Raw genomic sequence first — 16,736 nt, 5'->3', positions numbered from 1 at the left:
CCGAAACCAATCAACAGGTTTCGGATTTTTACACATCAGGAGGATCGGTCAATGGATCCTTAACTGATCGGCATTAGCCACCCGAGGGTGGCATTGGTCTCAAACCGAACGTTCCGGCTTATCAGCCATAGACCGGGAAACGGCGGCAGATATCCAGCACCTTCTCGCGTACGGTGGCCAGCACGGCATCGTTGTCGTGGTTGTCCAGCACGTCGCAGATCCAGTGGGTCAGCTGGATGGACTCGGCCTCCTTGAAACCGCGGCGGGTGATGGCCGGGGTACCGATCCGCACACCAGAGGTGACGAACGGGGAGCGCGGGTCGTTGGGCACGGAGTTCTTGTTGACGGTGATGTTGGCTTTGCCCAGCGCGGCGTCAGCGTCCTTACCGGTCAGCTCGCGGCCGATCAGGTCAACCAGCATCAGATGGTTGTCGGTACCGCCGGAGACGATCTTGTAACCGCGCTCGATAAAGGTCGCAGCCATCGCCTTGGCGTTTTTCACGACCTGAGCCTGATAGGTCTTGAACTCGGGCTCCAACGCCTCTTTGAAGGCAACGGCTTTACCGGCGATGACGTGCATCAGCGGACCACCCTGACCACCCGGGAAGACGGCAGAGTTGAGCTTCTTGTAGAGCTCCTCGTCGTCGGCGGCGGAGAGGATCAGGCCACCGCGCGGACCGGCCAGGGTCTTGTGAGTGGTGGAGGTGACCACGTGAGCGTGGGGCACCGGGTTCGGGTAGACGCCAGCGGCAATCAGGCCAGCCACGTGGGCCATGTCGACGAACAGGTAGGCACCGATCTTGTCGGCGATTTCGCGCATGCGAGCCCAGTCAACGATACCGGAGTAGGCGGAGAAGCCACCGATCATCATCTTCGGCTTGTGCTCAATGGCCAGGCGCTCCATCTCGTCGTAGTCAATCTTGCCGGACTCATCGATGCCGTAAGGAATGATGTTGTAGAGCTTGCCGGAGAAGTTGACCGGCGAGCCGTGAGTCAGGTGACCACCGTGGGCGAGGTTCATGCCCAGTACGGTGTCGCCCGGCTGCAGCAGGGCCATGTAAACGGCGCTGTTGGCCTGGGAGCCGGAGTGCGGCTGCACGTTGGCGTAAGTAGCACCGAACAGCTCTTTGGCGCGCTCGATGGCCAGGGTTTCGACCACATCCACATACTCGCAACCACCGTAGTAACGCTTGGAGGGGTAACCTTCGGCGTACTTGTTGGTCAACTGGGAGCCCTGGGCTTCCATGACACGGGGGCTGGTGTAGTTCTCAGACGCAATCAGCTCGATATGCTCTTCCTGACGACGGGTTTCGTCTGTGATGGCCTGCCACAATTGCGGATCATAATTGGCGATGGTCATGTCACGTTTCAACATCCGTTTCTCTCCTGAAAATCGTTTGCGCGTTAGGTGAAGTGGGCGTGGGCATTGTAACGTGAGCTGGATCAAAGAGACAGTCCAACCACCTAAAAAAATGTTGAATTTATGTTGTAAAAAACAAGATTCCCTCCCCGTTCAATACCCTGGCCCCTTCGCCAAAAGAGACATTTTTCATCCCGCAGTTGGGCGGGCAAAACCCGAAGGGGATCACAACGCCGTCGTGATCCATCCTGTAACATATTCATTCGAAACAAATTTAATGATGATGGAGCTGATTGCCGCCACCCACCCGAAGGGCGACATCTGACCGGAGGAGTTCAAGATGGACCATCTGCTGACATTCGTGATCCTGGCTGTCTTTTTTCTGTTCTACTGGGTCTACTACACCAGCCAGCGCAAACATGTTTCTACCACCTCGTGGGATCAGCTCCCCACCAAAGCCGAATATCTGGCGGCCCACCCGGAAGCGGTCGATGGCGACATCATCTTCTGCCACCACTGCGGCCACCACGAGTTGCTGGAGGTGGGAATGGTGCACCTGACCGATTTTCGCCGGGAATGGGTCTGCGCCAAGTGCAAACAGGCGCTGTTTCGCGAAATAGAATAACGGCGCAGGGGCTGGCCACCCCCTCTGAACGTTGTGCATAGCCAGCAGGGATCAGAACGGCGCATCCCTGTTGGCCGCCAGCCACTGCTGCAACCCGCTCACCGCCGCGTCAAATTGCGCCCCGATTGCCGCAGGCTCACCGCCTCCCGCCTCAAGGGCTGCGCAATGGCTGGCAAATTCGGTCAACCCCAGCGCCAGCGCACTCCCCTTTAGCTTGTGCGCCAGCTGCCGTTGCTCACTCCCCTCCCCCTGAGCCAACTCATCCACCAACACCCGCCCTTGCGATTCAAACAGCCCGACCAGCTGGCGGATCCGCGCCATGCCGAGCAGGGGCAGATCGGCGTCCAGCACCGGATTGGCCCACTCGGGCCGGTTGGCAGAGGGCGCGGCAGATAACAGCACAGGCAGCTCGATGGAGGCCCCCTCTTGCCGAAACAGCCGCTCGATGGCGTTCGCCAGCACTGCCAGCCGCACCGGCTTGCCGACAAAATCGACAAACCCGGCGGCGAGGCAGTGGCGGATATCCTCCGGATACATCTGGGCCGAGATGGCGATGGCGGGCAACGGCCGCTCATGCACCTCCTCACTGATGGCAGCCAGATCCTCGCGCAGGGTCATCCCGTCCATGTCGGGCAGATTGATATCGAGCAACGCCAGCTCGAAGGGGTGCTCGGTCACCAGCGCCAGCGCGCTGCGACCATCCTCCGCCAGGGTGACGCGATGGCCGAGGCGAGTCAGCATGCCGTGCGCCACCAGCCGGTTGATCTCGTTATCCTCCACCAGCAGGATGTCGCGGGACTGGCCAAGGTGCAGCGGCTGCGCCTCGGCGGGCAGTTGGGCGCTCGAGCGCTGCAACGGCAGGCTGAAGCTGAATTCACACCCTTTGCCCGGTTCGCTGGCAAGGATAAGCTCCCCCCCCATGGCGGCCACCAGCTTGCGGCTGATCGCCAGTCCCAGCCCGGTGCCGCCCTGATGGCCTATATCGCGCTTGCGCTGGCGAAACGCCTCGAACACCGCCTCCTGCTCATCGCCCGGAATGCCGGGGCCGGTATCGCGCACCACGAAGCGGATGCAGGGTTCGGCGCAAGGGCCGTGACAGACAAGGGGCGCCACCGTCAGGATAATCTGGCCACGGACGGTAAACTTGACCGCATTGCCGAGCAAGTTGCCGAGCACCTGCCGCAGCTTGCCCAGATCCCCCTCGACCACAGGCGCCAGCCCGGACGCATATTCCAGCGCCAAGGTGACCCCCTTGACCGCTGCCTTTGGCCGGAACAGCGCGCTCAGCTCATCAACCAGCTGGAACAGGGGGAAGGGTTCGCGGCGCGCCTCCACATGGCCCGCCTCTATCTTGGAGTAGTCGAGAATGTCGTTGAGGATCTCCAGCAGGGATTCGCCGCTATGCTCGATGGCGGCCAGATAGCGCTGCTGGATCTCGCTCAGGTGGGTATCTTCCAGCAGCGTCAGGCCCCCCAGAATGCCGTTCATGGGGGTGCGGATCTCGTGGCTCATGGTGGCGAGAAACACCGACTTGGCGCGGTTGGCCTGCTCTGCCTCAGCGCGGGCCTGCCGCTGCTTCTCCACCTCCTCATTGAGCCGCTCGTTGGCGTGGCTAAGCTGGCTGGTGCGCTCCTCGACCCGCGACTCCAGTTCGCGCTGATAGCGGCCCAACTCCACCGCATTGTCACGAAACACCTGCAGGGCTCGCGCCAGCTCTGCCAGCTCATCGCGGCCCGACCCGGAGATCGGCTCAAGAGGGGCCAGATCCCCGCACGCCAACCGGCTCATCCCTGCCACCGCCCGTTGCAGCGGCCAGACGATCCGGCCGTAGACCATGCGCCACATCAACAGCATCAGCAGTACCAGCGTGAGCAGGCCAATGCCCATCAACGCCTTCTCCAGCAGCCTGAGACGCTGGCTTAACGCCTGCTGGCTCTGCCCCAGCGAATCGCGGGCACGGCTGACCAGCTCACCGACCTGCTGGTTGAGGCTGCTCATCAGGGCCTCATTGGCATTGGCCAGCACCCGCAGTGCCTCCCCCTTGCCGAGCCAGTCGCTGCGCAGTTGCACCAGCTTCTCACTCTGCGCCAGCACGGTCAGCGCTTGCTCCACCGCCTGACGGCGGGCCGGATCGGTCACCGCCCCGGCCCGCAGTTGCAAGATGGCCAGCTCTCGCTGCCCCTCCTGCAACAGGGCCTGCAATTGCCCCTGCTGTTCGCTGCGCCACATCTCCTCAATGCGCTGCTGCTGCATCAGGGTGCGATGACGCAACTCGGTCATCTGCTCCAGCCAGTCGAGATCCTGCTCCAGCAAGCGATCCAGCGTCCGGGTCGCCTGCGCGCCTTGCTGTTGGTAGAGGGAACCCAATCCCGCCACCATCACGGTTTCGGCGTTCTCCATCTGGCTGCGCGCCAACTCGGCGATCTGCCCGGCAGCCGCCACCAGACGGGCCCGCTGCGCCTCGCCCTGCGCCATCAGGGTCAGTCGCTCTCCCACCAGCCAGCCCTGCTGGCCCAGATTGCCGATGATGCTCTGACTGAGCTGATCGAGGCTTGTAGAACCCTGCCCACGGCCGAGTTGCGCCAGCACCTGCTGCAGCTGTTGCCCCTGCAGAGTGAGCAAGCGTCCCTGATGCTCCCGCTCCTGCTCGCTGGTTGCGGTGGCCAGCAGCCGCGACGCGCTCTGGATCTCGCCGCTGAGGCGAGAGAGCGTGCGCGCCAGCTCCTGGTCGGCCAACGTCTGCTGCACCCCTTGCTCCAGCTGGCGCAGATGGCTAAGCCCCACCCAGCCCAGCAGGGAGGCACTCAGGGTCAGCAACGCCATCAGGGAGAAGGCCAGCAGCAACTTGCCACCCAGGCCGGAAAAGATTCTCACGGGAAGTCCCTTGGTTGTGGTCGGCTTTGACCGGATAATATGGCCCAACACTTTAACAAAACCCCTAGCCATGCGAAGCGTCTATCTCTCCCCGTTGTTGCTGATCTGGTTGCTAATGCTTCCCCGCACCGCCCTCGCCTTTGCGGTCGATATATGGCCCGGCGGCGAATTCAGCGGCCAGCCGGTGCGCCAGCAGTGGCCGGAACCCACCGCCGCAACCAAACCGCTGACCCTCTGTGCCCTCTACCCCCATCTGCGCGACGCCTACTGGCTCTCGGTCAATCAGGGCATGATGGACGAGGCGAAGCGGCTGGGAGTCAAGTTGCAGATCCACGAAGCGGGGGGCTATGGCGCCCTCGCCGAGCAGCGCCAGCAGTTGCAGCGCTGCGTGCAGGAAGGGAGCGACGCCATCTTGCTCGGCGCGGTGAGCTATCAGGGCTTGCGCGAGGCAATCAAGGCCACACCGCTGCCGGTCTTTGGACTGGTCAACGATCTGCCCACTGGTCTGGTGCAGGCTAAGGTGGGGGTCTCCTGGTACCAGATGGGCTGGCAAATCGGCCACTGGCTGGCGCAGCACCACCCCGCAGGCAGCAAGCCGGTCTCGCTCGCCCTCTTCCCCGGCCCGCAGGCAAGTGGCGGCAACAACTTCGTCGAACCGGGCTTTGCCGACGCCATCAAGGGGAGCGCCATCAAGCTGGTCACCACCGAGCGCGGCGACAACAGCCGGGAAATCCAGCGTACGCTGGTGCAGCAGACCCTGGCCCGCTATCCCGACCTCGACTATCTGGTGGGGGGCGCCATCGCCGCCGAAGTGGCCGTCAACGAGCTGGCGCAGCGCCATCTCGACAGGCCCCAGGTGCTGAGCACCTACTTCAGCCACGGGGTACAGCGGGGACTGCGCCGGGGCAAGATCCTGGCCGCCAACAGCGATCAGATGCGGCTGCTGGGGCGCCTTGCGGTCGCTCAGGCGGTCTGCCTGCTGCAACACCCTGATGCCAATGCCGAGCAGTGCCCGCGGGTGATGGGGCCACCCATTCTGACGCTGTCTGCGCCGCTGGCCGATCCCGCAGATTCCCTCTCGGAGGGCGCTTTTCGCCCCGTCTATCGGGTCGAATAGCCGTTCCAAATCCGATCAGCACACTCAAGGAGAAGAGATGAAAGAGTTACATGCCAGCTGCCTGTGCGGCGCCGTCGCCCTGACCCTGCCGGATCAGTTCGACTATATGGGGAACTGCCACTGCAGCGAATGCCGCAAGTTTTCAGGGGGAGATTATGCCTCGGTCGGCGGACTGGATGGCAACAAGGTCACCATAGTGAAGGGAGAAGAGGCCATCGGCCGCTACCGGAAATCGGCAGAGACCACCCTGGCCTTCTGTCGTCACTGCGGCTCCAGCCTGTTCAGCCAGAAGAGCAGCAGCGGCAAGATCAACCTGCGCCTCGGGGTACTGGACGATGTGCCGAGCCAGCGGCCCGCGTTTCACATCTTTGTCGGCTCCAAGGCGTCCTGGCACCAGATTGGCGACGACTGCCCGCAATTTGATACCCGCCCGCCGGTCTGACACCCGGTCAAACAGGTCAAGGCCACCGTAACGGGGTCAGGAGGCTATCTCGCCGGCAAACAGATAGCCTTCACCATGGACGGTGACAAACAGCTGGGGATCCCGCGGATCCGCTTCCATCTTGCCGCGCAGCCGCCGGATCAACACGTCTATGGTGCGATCGCTCGGGCCATCGCCGCGATGGCTGATAAGGGTCAGGATCCGCTCCCGGCTCAGCACCCGCCCGGCATGGGCGACAAAGGCCACCAGCACCTCATATTCGGCCTTGGTCAGGCGCACCGGCACCCCGTCCTTGCTGAGCTGGCGGCGGGGAATGTCAAAACGCCAGGGGCCAAAGCGCACCGCATCGTCGGTCGTCTCGGGTTCACTCGGGGCGGCGGCCAACGAGATCCGCCACAGCAGATTTTTGACCCGCACCAGCAACTCCCGCAGCTCGAACGGCTTGGTGACATAGTCATCGGCCCCCATCTCGAGGCCGACAATCTTGTCCACCGCATCGCTGCGGCCGGTGACCAGAATGATCCCCACCGTGCTGCGCGCCCGCAGTTCACGGGTCAGCAGCAGACCATCTTCCCCCGGCAGGTTGATATCCAGCATCACCAGATCGACCGTCTGCTCCGCCAGCACGGCGCGCATCTCCTGGCCATTTTCGACCGCCGTCACCCGATAGCCCTCCCGCTCAAAATAGCCGGTCAGCTTCTCGCGGGTAACCGCATCATCTTCAACAACCAGAATGTGGTAGCGCATGGGCAGGGTTCACGATGGTCGACAAGGGAGGATTATTCTATTCACATTTTGTCATAAATACCCCTATTTCATTAATTTGTGGCGGCAGCCCTGTTCACAACGCCTCCCTATCATGGCCCCCATCAAAAAAGTGATGTGAGAGAGCATGATGAAAAAACTGTGGCACTTCCTGCGCACCCCCAGCCGTCGCTGGTCGGTACTGGCGCTGGTTCTGGTGGGCGTCGGCGTCACCCTCGCGGGTACCGTCGGCCTGCACTATGGCTTTGAGAAAACCAGCAGCCTCGAATTCTGCATCTCCTGCCACTCCATGAAAGACACCGTCTATCCGGAGTACAAGGAGTCCATCCACTTCAAGAATGCCTCAGGGGTACAGGCGGTCTGTACCGACTGTCACCAGCCGAAGGATTTTGTCGGCAAGGTGGCCCGCAAGATGGAGGCGGCCAACGACCTCTATCAGGAGTACATAGGCCACAGCATCGATACCCAGGAGAAGTTCGAGGACCGACGCCTGCATCTGGCCGAGAAAGTGTGGGCCCGGATGAGCAGCCAGAACTCCAAGACCTGCAAGTCCTGCCACAGCTACGACAACATGGATCACGCCAAGCAATCCCCGGCGGCAGCGCTGGCGATGAAAGATGCGGCGGCGAAGAACATGAACTGCATCGAGTGCCACAAGGGCATCGCCCACGAACTGCCCAACATGGCGGGGGGCTTCCGGGCCACTTACGCCACCCTGGCCAACGACGCGCAACAGGCACCGGCCGCCGAGACCCTCTACAACCTGGGTGAAAAAGATCTCTACGCCAGCGAACAGAGCAACGAACCGGTCGGCAAGCTGCTGCCCGCCTCCCGCATCGAGGTAGTGGCCCGCAGCGGCGATCGCCTCAAGGTGACCATCGAAGGGTGGCGCGAGAGCGACGGCAAGGGCCGGGTGCTGAGCGAATACATGGGCAAGCGGGTCTTTGTCGCCACCGTCCGTGACGAGCTGAAAGCGAGCGAAAAACTCCTCAAACAGGAGACCGACAGCGCCACCCATATCAAGTGGGAACAGGTTCAGGTACAGGCCTGGGTCGATGGCAAGGGCTTTGAGTCCTCACTCAAGCCGATCTGGGATTACGCCGGCGAGATGTACAAATCCACCTGCAACTCCTGCCACGGCGCGCCGGATCCGGCTCACTTCACCGCCAATGGCTGGATCTCGGGGCTCAAGGCGATGTCTGCCTACTATCGCCTGAGCAAGGAAGAGGAGCGCACCCTGCTCAAATACCTGCAAAACCATGCCGCCGATACCGGTGGTCAGGGCAGCCACTAATTCCGGATTCGAGTTCCGGATCCGAGAGAGGAATAACAAGATGATCAATATTTCCCGTCGTGGTTTTCTGGGTGGCTTGCTGGCCAGCGGTGCCTCTGCCCTGATCGGCCCCTCCCTGCTCGGTCGCGCCGTGATGGCCGCCGAGTCCGGCGAAAAACTGGTGCAGTCCGGTTCCCACTGGGGCGCCTTCCGCGCCCGGGTGGTCGATGGCCGCTGGGTCGAGACCCTGCCGTTCGAGCATGACAAGCACCCCACCGAGATGCTCAAGGCCTTGAGTGAGGTGGTCTACAACCCCTCCCGCATCCGCTACCCCATGGTGCGACTGGACTGGCTGCGCAAGGGCCACCAGTCCGACACCAGCGAGCGTGGCCAGAACCGCTTCGTGCGGGTCACCTGGTCCCAGGCGCTGGACTTCTTCTATCACGAGCTGGAGCGGGTGCAGAAAACCTATGGCCCGAGCGCCCTCTATGCGGGTCACTCCGGCTGGCAGTCGGTGGGCAAGCTGCACTCAGCTGGCGCCATGCTTGGCCGCGCCATGAACCTGCACGGCACCTATCTGGCCAAGGCCGGTGACTACTCCACCGGCGCCGCCCAGGTGATCCTGCCCCACGTGGCAGGGGCCATGGAGGTGTACGAGCAGCAGACCTCCTGGCCGCTGGTGCTGGAGCACAGCAAGACCATCGTGATCTGGGGTTCCGACCCCGTCAAAAACCTGCAGGTGGGCTGGCTGGTGCCGGATCACAGCGTCTACGACTACTGGGCGCAGCTGAAAGAGAAGGTGGCCAAGGGCGAGATCCGGGTCATCAGCGTCGATCCGGTCAAATCCAAAACCCAGAAGTACCTCAATTGCGATCAGGTGACCCTGAATCCGCAGACCGACGTGCCGCTGATGCTGGGCATCGCCCACACCCTCTACAGCGAGAAGCGCCACGACGAGGCGTTCCTGAAGAACTACACCACCGGCTTTGACAAGTTCCTGCCCTACCTGCTGGGCACCAGCGATGGTCAGGTGAAGGATGCCGAGTGGGCCGCCGCCATCTGTGGCGTCCCTGCCGAGACCATTCGCGAGCTGGCCCGCGCCATGAGCAGTGGCCGCACCCAGCTCATCGGCGGCTGGTGTGTGCAACGCATGCACCACGGCGAGCAGTACGCCTGGATGCTGGTGGTTCTGGCCTCGATGATTGGCCAGATCGGCCTGCCGGGCGGTGGTTACGGCTTTGGCTGGCACTACAACGGGGCAGGTACCATCACCTCCAGCGGCCCCATCATGTCCGGTTTCAGCTCGGTCATTCCCGGGGTCAAGCCGCGCCATGACGGCGACTGGAAGGGCTACTCCAAATTCATTCCGGTGGCCCGTTTCGTCGACTGCATCCTCAATCCGGGCAAACAGATCGCCTTCAACGGCCAGACAATCACCTACCCCCACATGAAGATGGCGGTGTTCTGCGGCAACAACCCGTTCCACCACCAGCAGGATCGCAACAAGATGGTCGCCGCCTGGCGCAAGCTGGAAACCGTGGTCAGCATCGATCACCAGTGGACTGCCAGCTGCCGCTTTGCCGACATCGTGCTGCCCGCCACCACCACCTATGAGCGGGATGATATCGAGCAGTGGGGCTCTCACTCCAACGCGGGCATTCTGGCCATGTACAAGGTGGTGGAGCCGCTGTTCGAGGCGCGCGATGACTACGACATCTTCGCCGATCTCTGCCGTCGCTTCGGTCGCGAGGCCGAGTTCACCGGCGGCAAGAGCAAGCTGGAGTGGATCCAGAGCATCTATGACGACGCCCGCCTGCAGGGCCGCGGCATCGGCATTCGTCTGCCTCGTTTCAGCCAGTTCTGGCACGGGGAAGGCTTTGTCACCTTCCCGGCGGGCCAGCCCTGGGTGCGCCACGAGTCGTTCCGTCAGGAGCCGGATCTGGAACCGCTCGGCACCCCGTCAGGTCTCATCGAGATCTACTCCAAGACCATCGCCGACTACGGCTATGGGGATTGCCCGGGCCACCCGGTCTGGATCGAGCCCTACGAGCGCTCCCACGGCGGGCCGGGCAGCAAACAGTACCCGCTGCACCTGCAATCCTGCCACCCGGACAAGCGACTGCACAGCCAGCTCTGCTCGTCTGACAACTACCGTGCCACCTACACGGTGCAGGGTCGCGAGCCTGTCTATATGAATCCGCAGGATGCCAAATCCCGTGGCCTCAAGGACGGCGATCTGGTTCGGGTGTTCAACGGCCGCGGTCAGGTATTGGCCGGGCTGGTGGTGAGCGATGACTACGCCCCCGGGGTGGTGCGCATTCAGGAAGGTGCCTGGTATGGGCCGCAAGAGGGCGGCAAGGTGGGTACGCTCTGTACCTATGGTGACCCCAACGTGCTGACCGCCGATATCGGCTCCTCCAGCCTGGCGCAGGCCACCACGGCCCACACCGCGCTGGTGGAGATCGAGAAGTTCCGCGGGCAGGCGCCGGCCGTCACTGCCTTCGCCGCACCGGAATCGGCAAAGGGCATCGACCCCATGTTCCCGGCACTCTGACCCCGAGGGGACGAAAGCGCCCCCTTGAGTTTCCTTTATTTTTAAAGTCGTTAGAATCGGGAGCCATCAAGGCTCCCGATTGCCATCCACGGAGGAAAAATGCAGGAATTTATGGCTACCAGCGAACGCCGGGCCGAACTCTACTGGTGGTTCTCCACCCTGTTCGCCGCCGAACTCAGTGATGAGCAGATCGCCGAATATGACACCTATGATGTGCGAAGCTTTCTGAAAAGCCTCTCGACCCTGGATCCGATGCGCGAGGCCGTGGCCGAACTCAACGACGCCATCGCTCGCCTGCTGGTGCGCCCGGATCGCCAGCTGGAACTGGCCGCCGACTTCGCCGGTCTGTTTCTGGTGGATCCCAAGCAGGGCGCCCTGCCCTACGAATCGCTCTACCGTGGCGATGCCAAGCTGCTGATGCAGGCCCCGATGACCGAGATGCAGGCTCGCCTCGAGCGCCTCGGCATCAATGTCAGCGACAAATACAAAGAGCCTGCCGACCACTTGGCCATCGAGCTGGATCTGATGGGTAATCTCATCATCCGCGCGGCAGAAGCAACAACTGCTGCTGAGCGGGAACGCTGGCTCGACGAGCAGGAAGCGCTGCTGCACGGGCATCTGCTGGGGTGGTTCGACAAGTTCGAAAGCGCTTGTCGCGCCGCCGACCGGTTTGGCTTCTACGGCGCCAGTGCCCGTCTGCTGGGGGTATTCCTCAAGATGGATGCCAACTACCTCTCTCTGGTCAAACCGGCACCGTCCGCCGACTGAGGCCGCGATGAAAACAGCCCTGCTTCTGATTGCATGCTGGCTGCTGGCCCTGATCCCGCTGGATCAGGGCATGACCCCTCTCGTCACCCTGCTGTTCCATCCGGATCGCGAGCTCTACGGCACTGCCCAGCTCACCGGCTTTGGCGGTATCCTGCTCACCCTCTACCTCGCCAATCTCGGGGTCGAGGTGGTACTGCGCCGCCGCTTCCAGATCGCCGGCATGCTGGCGCTGCTGGCCGCCTGGATTGATTTCATCAACTGCAGCGGCAACCAGTCATACTTTCTGCTGCTCTATCTGCTGGCTCTGCCATTCCACCTGCTCGGCTGGCTGGTACTGGTGCGCGGCATTCAGGCATTTGGTCGTCAAAAAGGCTAAAAAAACCGGCCAAACCATTACAAATCATGACAGCCAAATTCTTCTTACCCCAGTCATGGCAAGGGTAAGGGGTGGAAGTCGGGTAATATTCGCTTACATTCAGCCCCCGTTCAGTTTTGTTGCAACCGTTATAGTGCGGCTCCTTTTCAACCGATCCAGGAGCAACCCCATGCCTCTACAGGACGCACGCATCACGGGTCTCGACCTGTTGCGAGGGCTCGTCATCTTTATGGCCGTCTTCGAGCACTACACCGGCTACCTCAACTACTGGTATATCGACTTTTTCACTCGCGAACACGCCTTGTGGGACAGCTTCTATCTCTCCCACAAAGCCATGGCTGGCCACCTGCTGCCCATGGATCACATCACGGCCCAGGTCTCGGCCTGGCTGATCCCCTGGGTCAGCCAGATCTACCTGGCGCTGGCCGCCTTCAACCTGAGTCGTCGTGACCAGGCCAGCTTCAGACCGCAGCTAAAAAGCAAGCTGGTGCTGTTTGTCAGCATCATCGCCGTGCTTTATGTGGAGGGGCTGGTCATCGCCCCCAACTTCGGCGAGGCCATCTCCTTCTATCCGGTGATGCTCTGGATGTGTCTGCTGGCGCTCTTCTCGCTGGTGTATGGCTGGTTTGGCATTCGCGGCATGCTGGTACTGACCGTGCTCAGCCTGTTGCTGGATCAGTTCGGTGTACAGACCCTGCTTGGCCATATCGACAGCTGGATGAAGCTGCACGTTCACCCCGACTATGAGCTGGATGCCCGCCTCGATCTCTTCATGGCCAGCGGCTGTTTCGGCTTTCTCTATGGCTGGTGCTGGCATCAGCGCCCCCAGTGGCGGGATCGCCTCAATCGCTTGGTGCTCACCCTTTCCGTGGTGGCGCTCGCCATCTATCTGCGCCTTGGCGAGACCAGCTCGGTCGAACTCAACGACATTTACGCCAACGAACATGAGCTGGCGCTGGACATGACGGGCCGTGCCGGGATCTGGGGCATGGAGTTTCTGGTGATCGGCATCATCCTGTGGCTGCATCAGCGCAATATTCGTCTCTGCTGGCGACCGCTCAACTGGATCGGCATGTACTCCCTGACCGTCTTCATCTTCCACAAGAGCATCTTCGTCCACCTGTGGGGCCCCCTGCTGCTATGGTGGACGGCTCGTCAGGGCACCATATTGCCCAACAGCTTCGGCCTGATCATGCTGCTCTGTTGCGCCAGCGTACTGCTTATCCATGCTTTCCAGCGCTCCGGCATCATCTGTCACCTGATGGGGATGCATCAGGATCGGGACTGGCAACGACTGTATGGCAAATAAGCGCGGGTTACTGCTGCTCATCGCTCTGATCTCGCCCTTCCCGGCCAGGGCGCTGGTCATGGGCAGCCAATGGCAACTCGACAGCAGCCGGGCGGGAGAGGGCGCCGACTCCACAGTGCAACTATGGCTCGGCTATGAACGCGAAACACAGATGGGCCTTATCTTTATCGATGGCCAAAGTGCGGGCGTCGCGTTGCCCCTTTATCAACAGAGTTTTATCGCGGTGGGGGTCAGCCCCATGCAGGTGGCGGATCACACCCGTTTCGGCGCGCTATGGCGCCTTGGCTGGCAACTGGATGACGAACATCAACTGAGCATTGGCCAGCTTTATGATGTGACCGGTCGTTATGGCCAGATCTGGTATATGGAGCATTCACTCCCGCTGCCTGCCAACGTCTCCCTTAATCTCTGGCTGACGAGAGGTAACCAGGCACACATGTCTGCATATGATGCCGAAGAGGGGTGGCGTGAATGGGGAATGACGCTGGAGCGAAGCTGGAGCTGGGATCAATGGACGCTGGATACCGAAGTGGGTGCGAAACAATGGTTGATGAAGGAACGTGACTGGCAACCCACCATCAGCCTGACGCTGCGCTACCAATTCAGTTTGCAATAGGTGGGAGGAACTCAAAAAAGTCCCAGCATTACCCTCATATGGATACTGCCACCCAGCGACCGCACACCGCAGATGGTCGATACATGGCACAACTTTTTCTCAACAAACAGCAAGATAACTCTGCTGGGCACCCCCTGAAAGCGTTCGTGCCATACTGGAAACCAACACAAGTGATAAATCAATCAATGCCGAGGTCATCATGGATGGGAAGCCTTTCAACGCCGCCACCGAGGCAATCTTGACCCAGCTGTCAGATCACACCGTCCTGACACAGCTGATGGATAACGCCCCTCTGGGCATCGGTGTATTTGACCGCGAATTTCGCTACCGCAAAGTCAATCAGGTGCTGGCCGACATCAATGGCAAAAGCATCGAGGATCATCAGGGCAAGCACCTCAGAGAGGTGGTGCCCAAACTGGCTCCGACGCTGGAACCCATGTTTCAGCAGATCATGCGCAGCGGCATTCCCTACGTGGATATCGCCATCACGGGTCAAACGGCTGCGTATGACAGCAGCTCCCGCCGCTTTCAGGCCACCTACAGCCCGATGCGCAATGAGCAGGGCGAGCTGAGCGGCATCCTCGCCATCGTGAGGGATATCACCGAGCAGTATGAAACCGAACAGCGGCTGCAACTGGCGATGCGCGCAGCTCAAATCGGTGTGTGGGAGTGGCACGTGGCGGAGGACAGATTGCTGTTCGATGGCCAGATTGAGCCGCTGCTGGGCATCGAGGCCAACCAGTTCCACGGCGGGCTGCAAGCGTTCGTCGACTGCTTTGAACCGGGATCAGGCAGCCAGCTCAAGGCGGTCCTGCAAAGCCATGACCCCATCCATCTCACCCTGAGCTACCTCACCGCCCTCAAAGAGCGGCACTGGGTCGATATTCATGCCGACCATGTGCCCGCCACCGAGTCGGTCGGCCACCGGGTCATGGGCGTCATTCACAATGCCACCGCCCGCCGCCGTCAGGAGGAGCGGCTCCATCAGGCCAACGTGGTCTTCGATACCACGGCCGAGGGGATCATCATCCTCGACAGCGAACACCATATTTTGTCGGTCAACCCGGCCTTCACCATGCTGACCCAATACAATGCCGAGGAGGTGATAGGGCGCACCCCGGATATCATCATGCACCCCAGGCGCTACACCGACCTCGACTATCCCTGGTATCACCTGCGTCCCGGCAACAACGCCTGGCATGGCGAGATGGTCTGCCTGCGCAAGGATGGCAGCTACTTCTCCTCCTGGCAGCAGATCAGCGCTGTCTACGACAACTTCAACAACACCACCCACTATGTGATCGCCCTCTCCGACATCAGCGCCATTCGCAAGGTGGAGGCCGAGCTGAATCACCTTGCCTATCACGATCCCCTGACCGAGCTGGGCAATCGCCATCTGTTGCAGGAGCGGCTGGCCCTTGAGCTGAAAACCGCGCAGCTCAATCACAAACGGTTGGGACTGCTCTTTATCGATCTGGATGGCTTCAAGCTGATCAACGACAGCCTGGGACACGGGGTTGGCGATGAGCTGCTCAAGCGGCTTGCTGAGCGGATCCGCGGCTGCCTGCAGCACAACGATCTGGCAACCCGCCTCGGTGGTGACGAGTTTCTGGTGCTGATCCCCTATCTGGAGGAGCCTGACGAGCTGGCGACCCTCGCCAATACCCTGCTGAGAGTCTTGCGCGAGCCGGTTGAGCTGGCCCATGAGCTGGTGGCTATCTCGGCGAGTATCGGTATCGCCATCTATCCGGATCATGCCGACAGCCCGGAAACTCTGGTCAGCGCCGCCGACAGTGCCATGTACGAGGCGAAGAGTCAGGGGCGCAACGGCTTCCAGTTCTATACCCCCAGCATGGCGGCTCGGACCCGCGAGCGGATGCAGATTGAGCAGGGTCTGCTCAAGGCCCTTGAGCTCGAACAGCTCTGCATCTTCTATCAACCCATGACCAATCTGGCCAACGGCCACCTGAGCGGGCTGGAAGCGCTGCTGCGCTGGCAACACCCCAATGAGGGGATGATAGCGCCGACCCGCTTTATTCCGGTGGCGGAGGAGTGCGGACTGATCGAGAAGATTGGCGAGTGGGTGATGCGCAACGCCTGCGAGCAGGGGAAAAACTGGCTGGCCGCCGGGCTGCCGGTGCCCCGCTTGTCGGTTAATGTGTCGGTGCGGGAGATGCGCTCCCCCGGCTACGTTGAGCGGGTCGCAGCCATTCTGGCCGAGACCGGATTTCCGCCAGAGCGGCTGGAAATTGAGGTGACGGAGAGCATCATCCAGCGGGTCGAACAGAGTCTGGATCTCTTTACCCGCCTGAAAAATCTCGGCGTGCAGATTGCCATCGATGACTTTGGCACCGGCTTCTCGTCACTGAGTCTGCTCAAGACCCTGCCGATCGATCGCATCAAGATCGACCGGGCCTTTGTGCAGGCATTACCGGAAGACAAGAACAGTCGGGAGCTCTGCCGCACCATCATCAATCTGGCCGACAGTCTGGATATGGAGGTCACCGCCGAGGGAATTGAAACCAAGGCACAACACGCCTTCTTGCAGTCACTCAACTGCGGCGAAGGACAGGGCTATCTGTTCAGCAAACCACTGCATGTCGAGCATATGGGGGATCGCCTGCATCAGCGCTATGCCTCATAGCGGCAGGCAATGC

14 protein-coding genes are annotated in these 16,736 nt (G+C 61.4%); 11 read left to right on the top strand and 3 right to left on the bottom strand.

Features of this window, described 5'->3' with window-relative positions; all coding sequences use genetic code 11:
- Positions 1-121 precede the first annotated feature (121 nt).
- Positions 122-1,375 carry a serine hydroxymethyltransferase gene (glyA, locus tag OKC27_RS10990; protein WP_042060071.1) on the bottom strand — a complete coding sequence of 418 codons (1,254 nt, stop codon included), beginning with the start codon at positions 1,373-1,375 and terminating at the stop codon, positions 122-124.
- Between the two features lie 58 nt (positions 1,376-1,433).
- Here glyA and OKC27_RS10985 point away from each other — a divergent pair, with 58 nt between their 5' ends.
- Positions 1,434-1,685 (top strand): hypothetical protein, encoded by a 252-nt coding sequence (locus tag OKC27_RS10985; RefSeq protein ID WP_148140782.1) that lies wholly within the window; start codon positions 1,434-1,436, stop codon positions 1,683-1,685.
- A gap of 15 nt (positions 1,686-1,700) precedes the next feature.
- Positions 1,701-1,985, top strand: coding sequence for a hypothetical protein (locus OKC27_RS10980; protein ID WP_182938959.1), 285 nt, complete (start codon positions 1,701-1,703; stop codon positions 1,983-1,985).
- 51 nt (positions 1,986-2,036) lie between these two features.
- Here OKC27_RS10980 and torS read toward each other — a convergent pair whose 3' ends face one another.
- Positions 2,037-4,859, bottom strand: coding sequence for a TMAO reductase system sensor histidine kinase/response regulator TorS (torS, locus tag OKC27_RS10975; protein WP_270693416.1), 2,823 nt, complete (start codon positions 4,857-4,859; stop codon positions 2,037-2,039).
- 70 nt (positions 4,860-4,929) lie between these two features.
- Between torS and torT the strand changes: the two genes are divergently transcribed.
- Together torT and OKC27_RS10965 are read left to right on the top strand one after the other, a co-directional pair.
- Positions 4,930-5,976: a TMAO reductase system periplasmic protein TorT gene (gene torT, locus OKC27_RS10970; protein ID WP_270806244.1), complete on the top strand. Its 1,047-nt coding sequence runs from the start codon at positions 4,930-4,932 to the stop codon at positions 5,974-5,976.
- A gap of 37 nt (positions 5,977-6,013) precedes the next feature.
- Positions 6,014-6,418 carry a GFA family protein gene (locus OKC27_RS10965; RefSeq protein ID WP_182938957.1) on the top strand — a complete coding sequence of 135 codons (405 nt, stop codon included), beginning with the start codon at positions 6,014-6,016 and terminating at the stop codon, positions 6,416-6,418.
- 36 nt (positions 6,419-6,454) lie between these two features.
- Here OKC27_RS10965 and torR read toward each other — a convergent pair whose 3' ends face one another.
- Positions 6,455-7,165, bottom strand: coding sequence for a two-component system response regulator TorR (gene torR, locus OKC27_RS10960; RefSeq protein WP_005326575.1), 711 nt, complete (start codon positions 7,163-7,165; stop codon positions 6,455-6,457).
- Between the two features lie 145 nt (positions 7,166-7,310).
- On the opposite strand from torR, the gene torC reads away from it, so the two are divergent.
- From torC to OKC27_RS10925, 7 genes are all read left to right on the top strand, one after another.
- The gene (torC, locus tag OKC27_RS10955; RefSeq protein WP_182938956.1) at positions 7,311-8,477 is read left to right on the top strand and encodes a pentaheme c-type cytochrome TorC; all 1,167 of its coding nucleotides are present in this window, start codon (positions 7,311-7,313) and stop codon (positions 8,475-8,477) included.
- 40 nt (positions 8,478-8,517) lie between these two features.
- Positions 8,518-11,010 (top strand): trimethylamine-N-oxide reductase TorA, encoded by a 2,493-nt coding sequence (gene torA / locus OKC27_RS10950; RefSeq protein WP_182938955.1) that lies wholly within the window; start codon positions 8,518-8,520, stop codon positions 11,008-11,010.
- A 99-nt stretch (positions 11,011-11,109) separates the two neighbouring features.
- Positions 11,110-11,778 carry a molecular chaperone TorD gene (gene torD / locus OKC27_RS10945; protein WP_182938954.1) on the top strand — a complete coding sequence of 223 codons (669 nt, stop codon included), beginning with the start codon at positions 11,110-11,112 and terminating at the stop codon, positions 11,776-11,778.
- 7 nt (positions 11,779-11,785) lie between these two features.
- On the top strand, positions 11,786-12,154 hold the full coding sequence (locus OKC27_RS10940; protein ID WP_182938953.1) for a hypothetical protein: 369 nt from the start codon (positions 11,786-11,788) through the stop codon (positions 12,152-12,154).
- A gap of 169 nt (positions 12,155-12,323) precedes the next feature.
- On the top strand, positions 12,324-13,463 hold the full coding sequence (locus OKC27_RS10935; RefSeq protein WP_270693415.1) for a hypothetical protein: 1,140 nt from the start codon (positions 12,324-12,326) through the stop codon (positions 13,461-13,463).
- Positions 13,453-14,079, top strand: coding sequence for a hypothetical protein (locus tag OKC27_RS10930; protein WP_182938951.1), 627 nt, complete (start codon positions 13,453-13,455; stop codon positions 14,077-14,079). The genes OKC27_RS10935 and OKC27_RS10930 overlap by 11 nt, the downstream gene beginning before the upstream one ends.
- A 199-nt stretch (positions 14,080-14,278) precedes the next feature.
- The gene (locus OKC27_RS10925; RefSeq protein ID WP_270806243.1) at positions 14,279-16,723 is read left to right on the top strand and encodes a sensor domain-containing protein; all 2,445 of its coding nucleotides are present in this window, start codon (positions 14,279-14,281) and stop codon (positions 16,721-16,723) included.
- Positions 16,724-16,736 lie beyond the last annotated feature (13 nt).

The organism is Aeromonas sp. QDB62, from assembly GCF_027705695.1.
GTDB classification, from domain to species: domain Bacteria; phylum Pseudomonadota; class Gammaproteobacteria; order Enterobacterales; family Aeromonadaceae; genus Aeromonas; species Aeromonas allosaccharophila.
The sequence above is the reverse complement of the archived record's forward strand: the minus strand, read 5'-3'. Positions and strand labels throughout refer to the sequence as shown.

What these genes read in the sequence shown, in the direction of transcription:
- glyA (WP_042060071.1), bottom strand. Translation starts at nt 1,375, where the DNA reads ATGTTGAAACGTGACATGACCATCGCCAATTATGATCCGCAATTGTGG.
- OKC27_RS10980 (WP_182938959.1), top strand. Translation starts at nt 1,701, where the DNA reads ATGGACCATCTGCTGACATTCGTGATCCTGGCTGTCTTTTTTCTGTTC.
- torT (WP_270806244.1), top strand. Translation starts at nt 4,930, where the DNA reads ATGCGAAGCGTCTATCTCTCCCCGTTGTTGCTGATCTGGTTGCTAATG.
- OKC27_RS10965 (WP_182938957.1), top strand. Translation starts at nt 6,014, where the DNA reads ATGAAAGAGTTACATGCCAGCTGCCTGTGCGGCGCCGTCGCCCTGACC.
- torR (WP_005326575.1), bottom strand. Translation starts at nt 7,165, where the DNA reads ATGCGCTACCACATTCTGGTTGTTGAAGATGATGCGGTTACCCGCGAG.
- torC (WP_182938956.1), top strand. Translation starts at nt 7,311, where the DNA reads ATGATGAAAAAACTGTGGCACTTCCTGCGCACCCCCAGCCGTCGCTGG.
- torA (WP_182938955.1), top strand. Translation starts at nt 8,518, where the DNA reads ATGATCAATATTTCCCGTCGTGGTTTTCTGGGTGGCTTGCTGGCCAGC.
- torD (WP_182938954.1), top strand. Translation starts at nt 11,110, where the DNA reads ATGCAGGAATTTATGGCTACCAGCGAACGCCGGGCCGAACTCTACTGG.
- OKC27_RS10940 (WP_182938953.1), top strand. Translation starts at nt 11,786, where the DNA reads ATGAAAACAGCCCTGCTTCTGATTGCATGCTGGCTGCTGGCCCTGATC.
- OKC27_RS10935 (WP_270693415.1), top strand. Translation starts at nt 12,324, where the DNA reads ATGCCTCTACAGGACGCACGCATCACGGGTCTCGACCTGTTGCGAGGG.
- OKC27_RS10930 (WP_182938951.1), top strand. Translation starts at nt 13,453, where the DNA reads ATGGCAAATAAGCGCGGGTTACTGCTGCTCATCGCTCTGATCTCGCCC.
- OKC27_RS10925 (WP_270806243.1), top strand. Translation starts at nt 14,279, where the DNA reads ATGGATGGGAAGCCTTTCAACGCCGCCACCGAGGCAATCTTGACCCAG.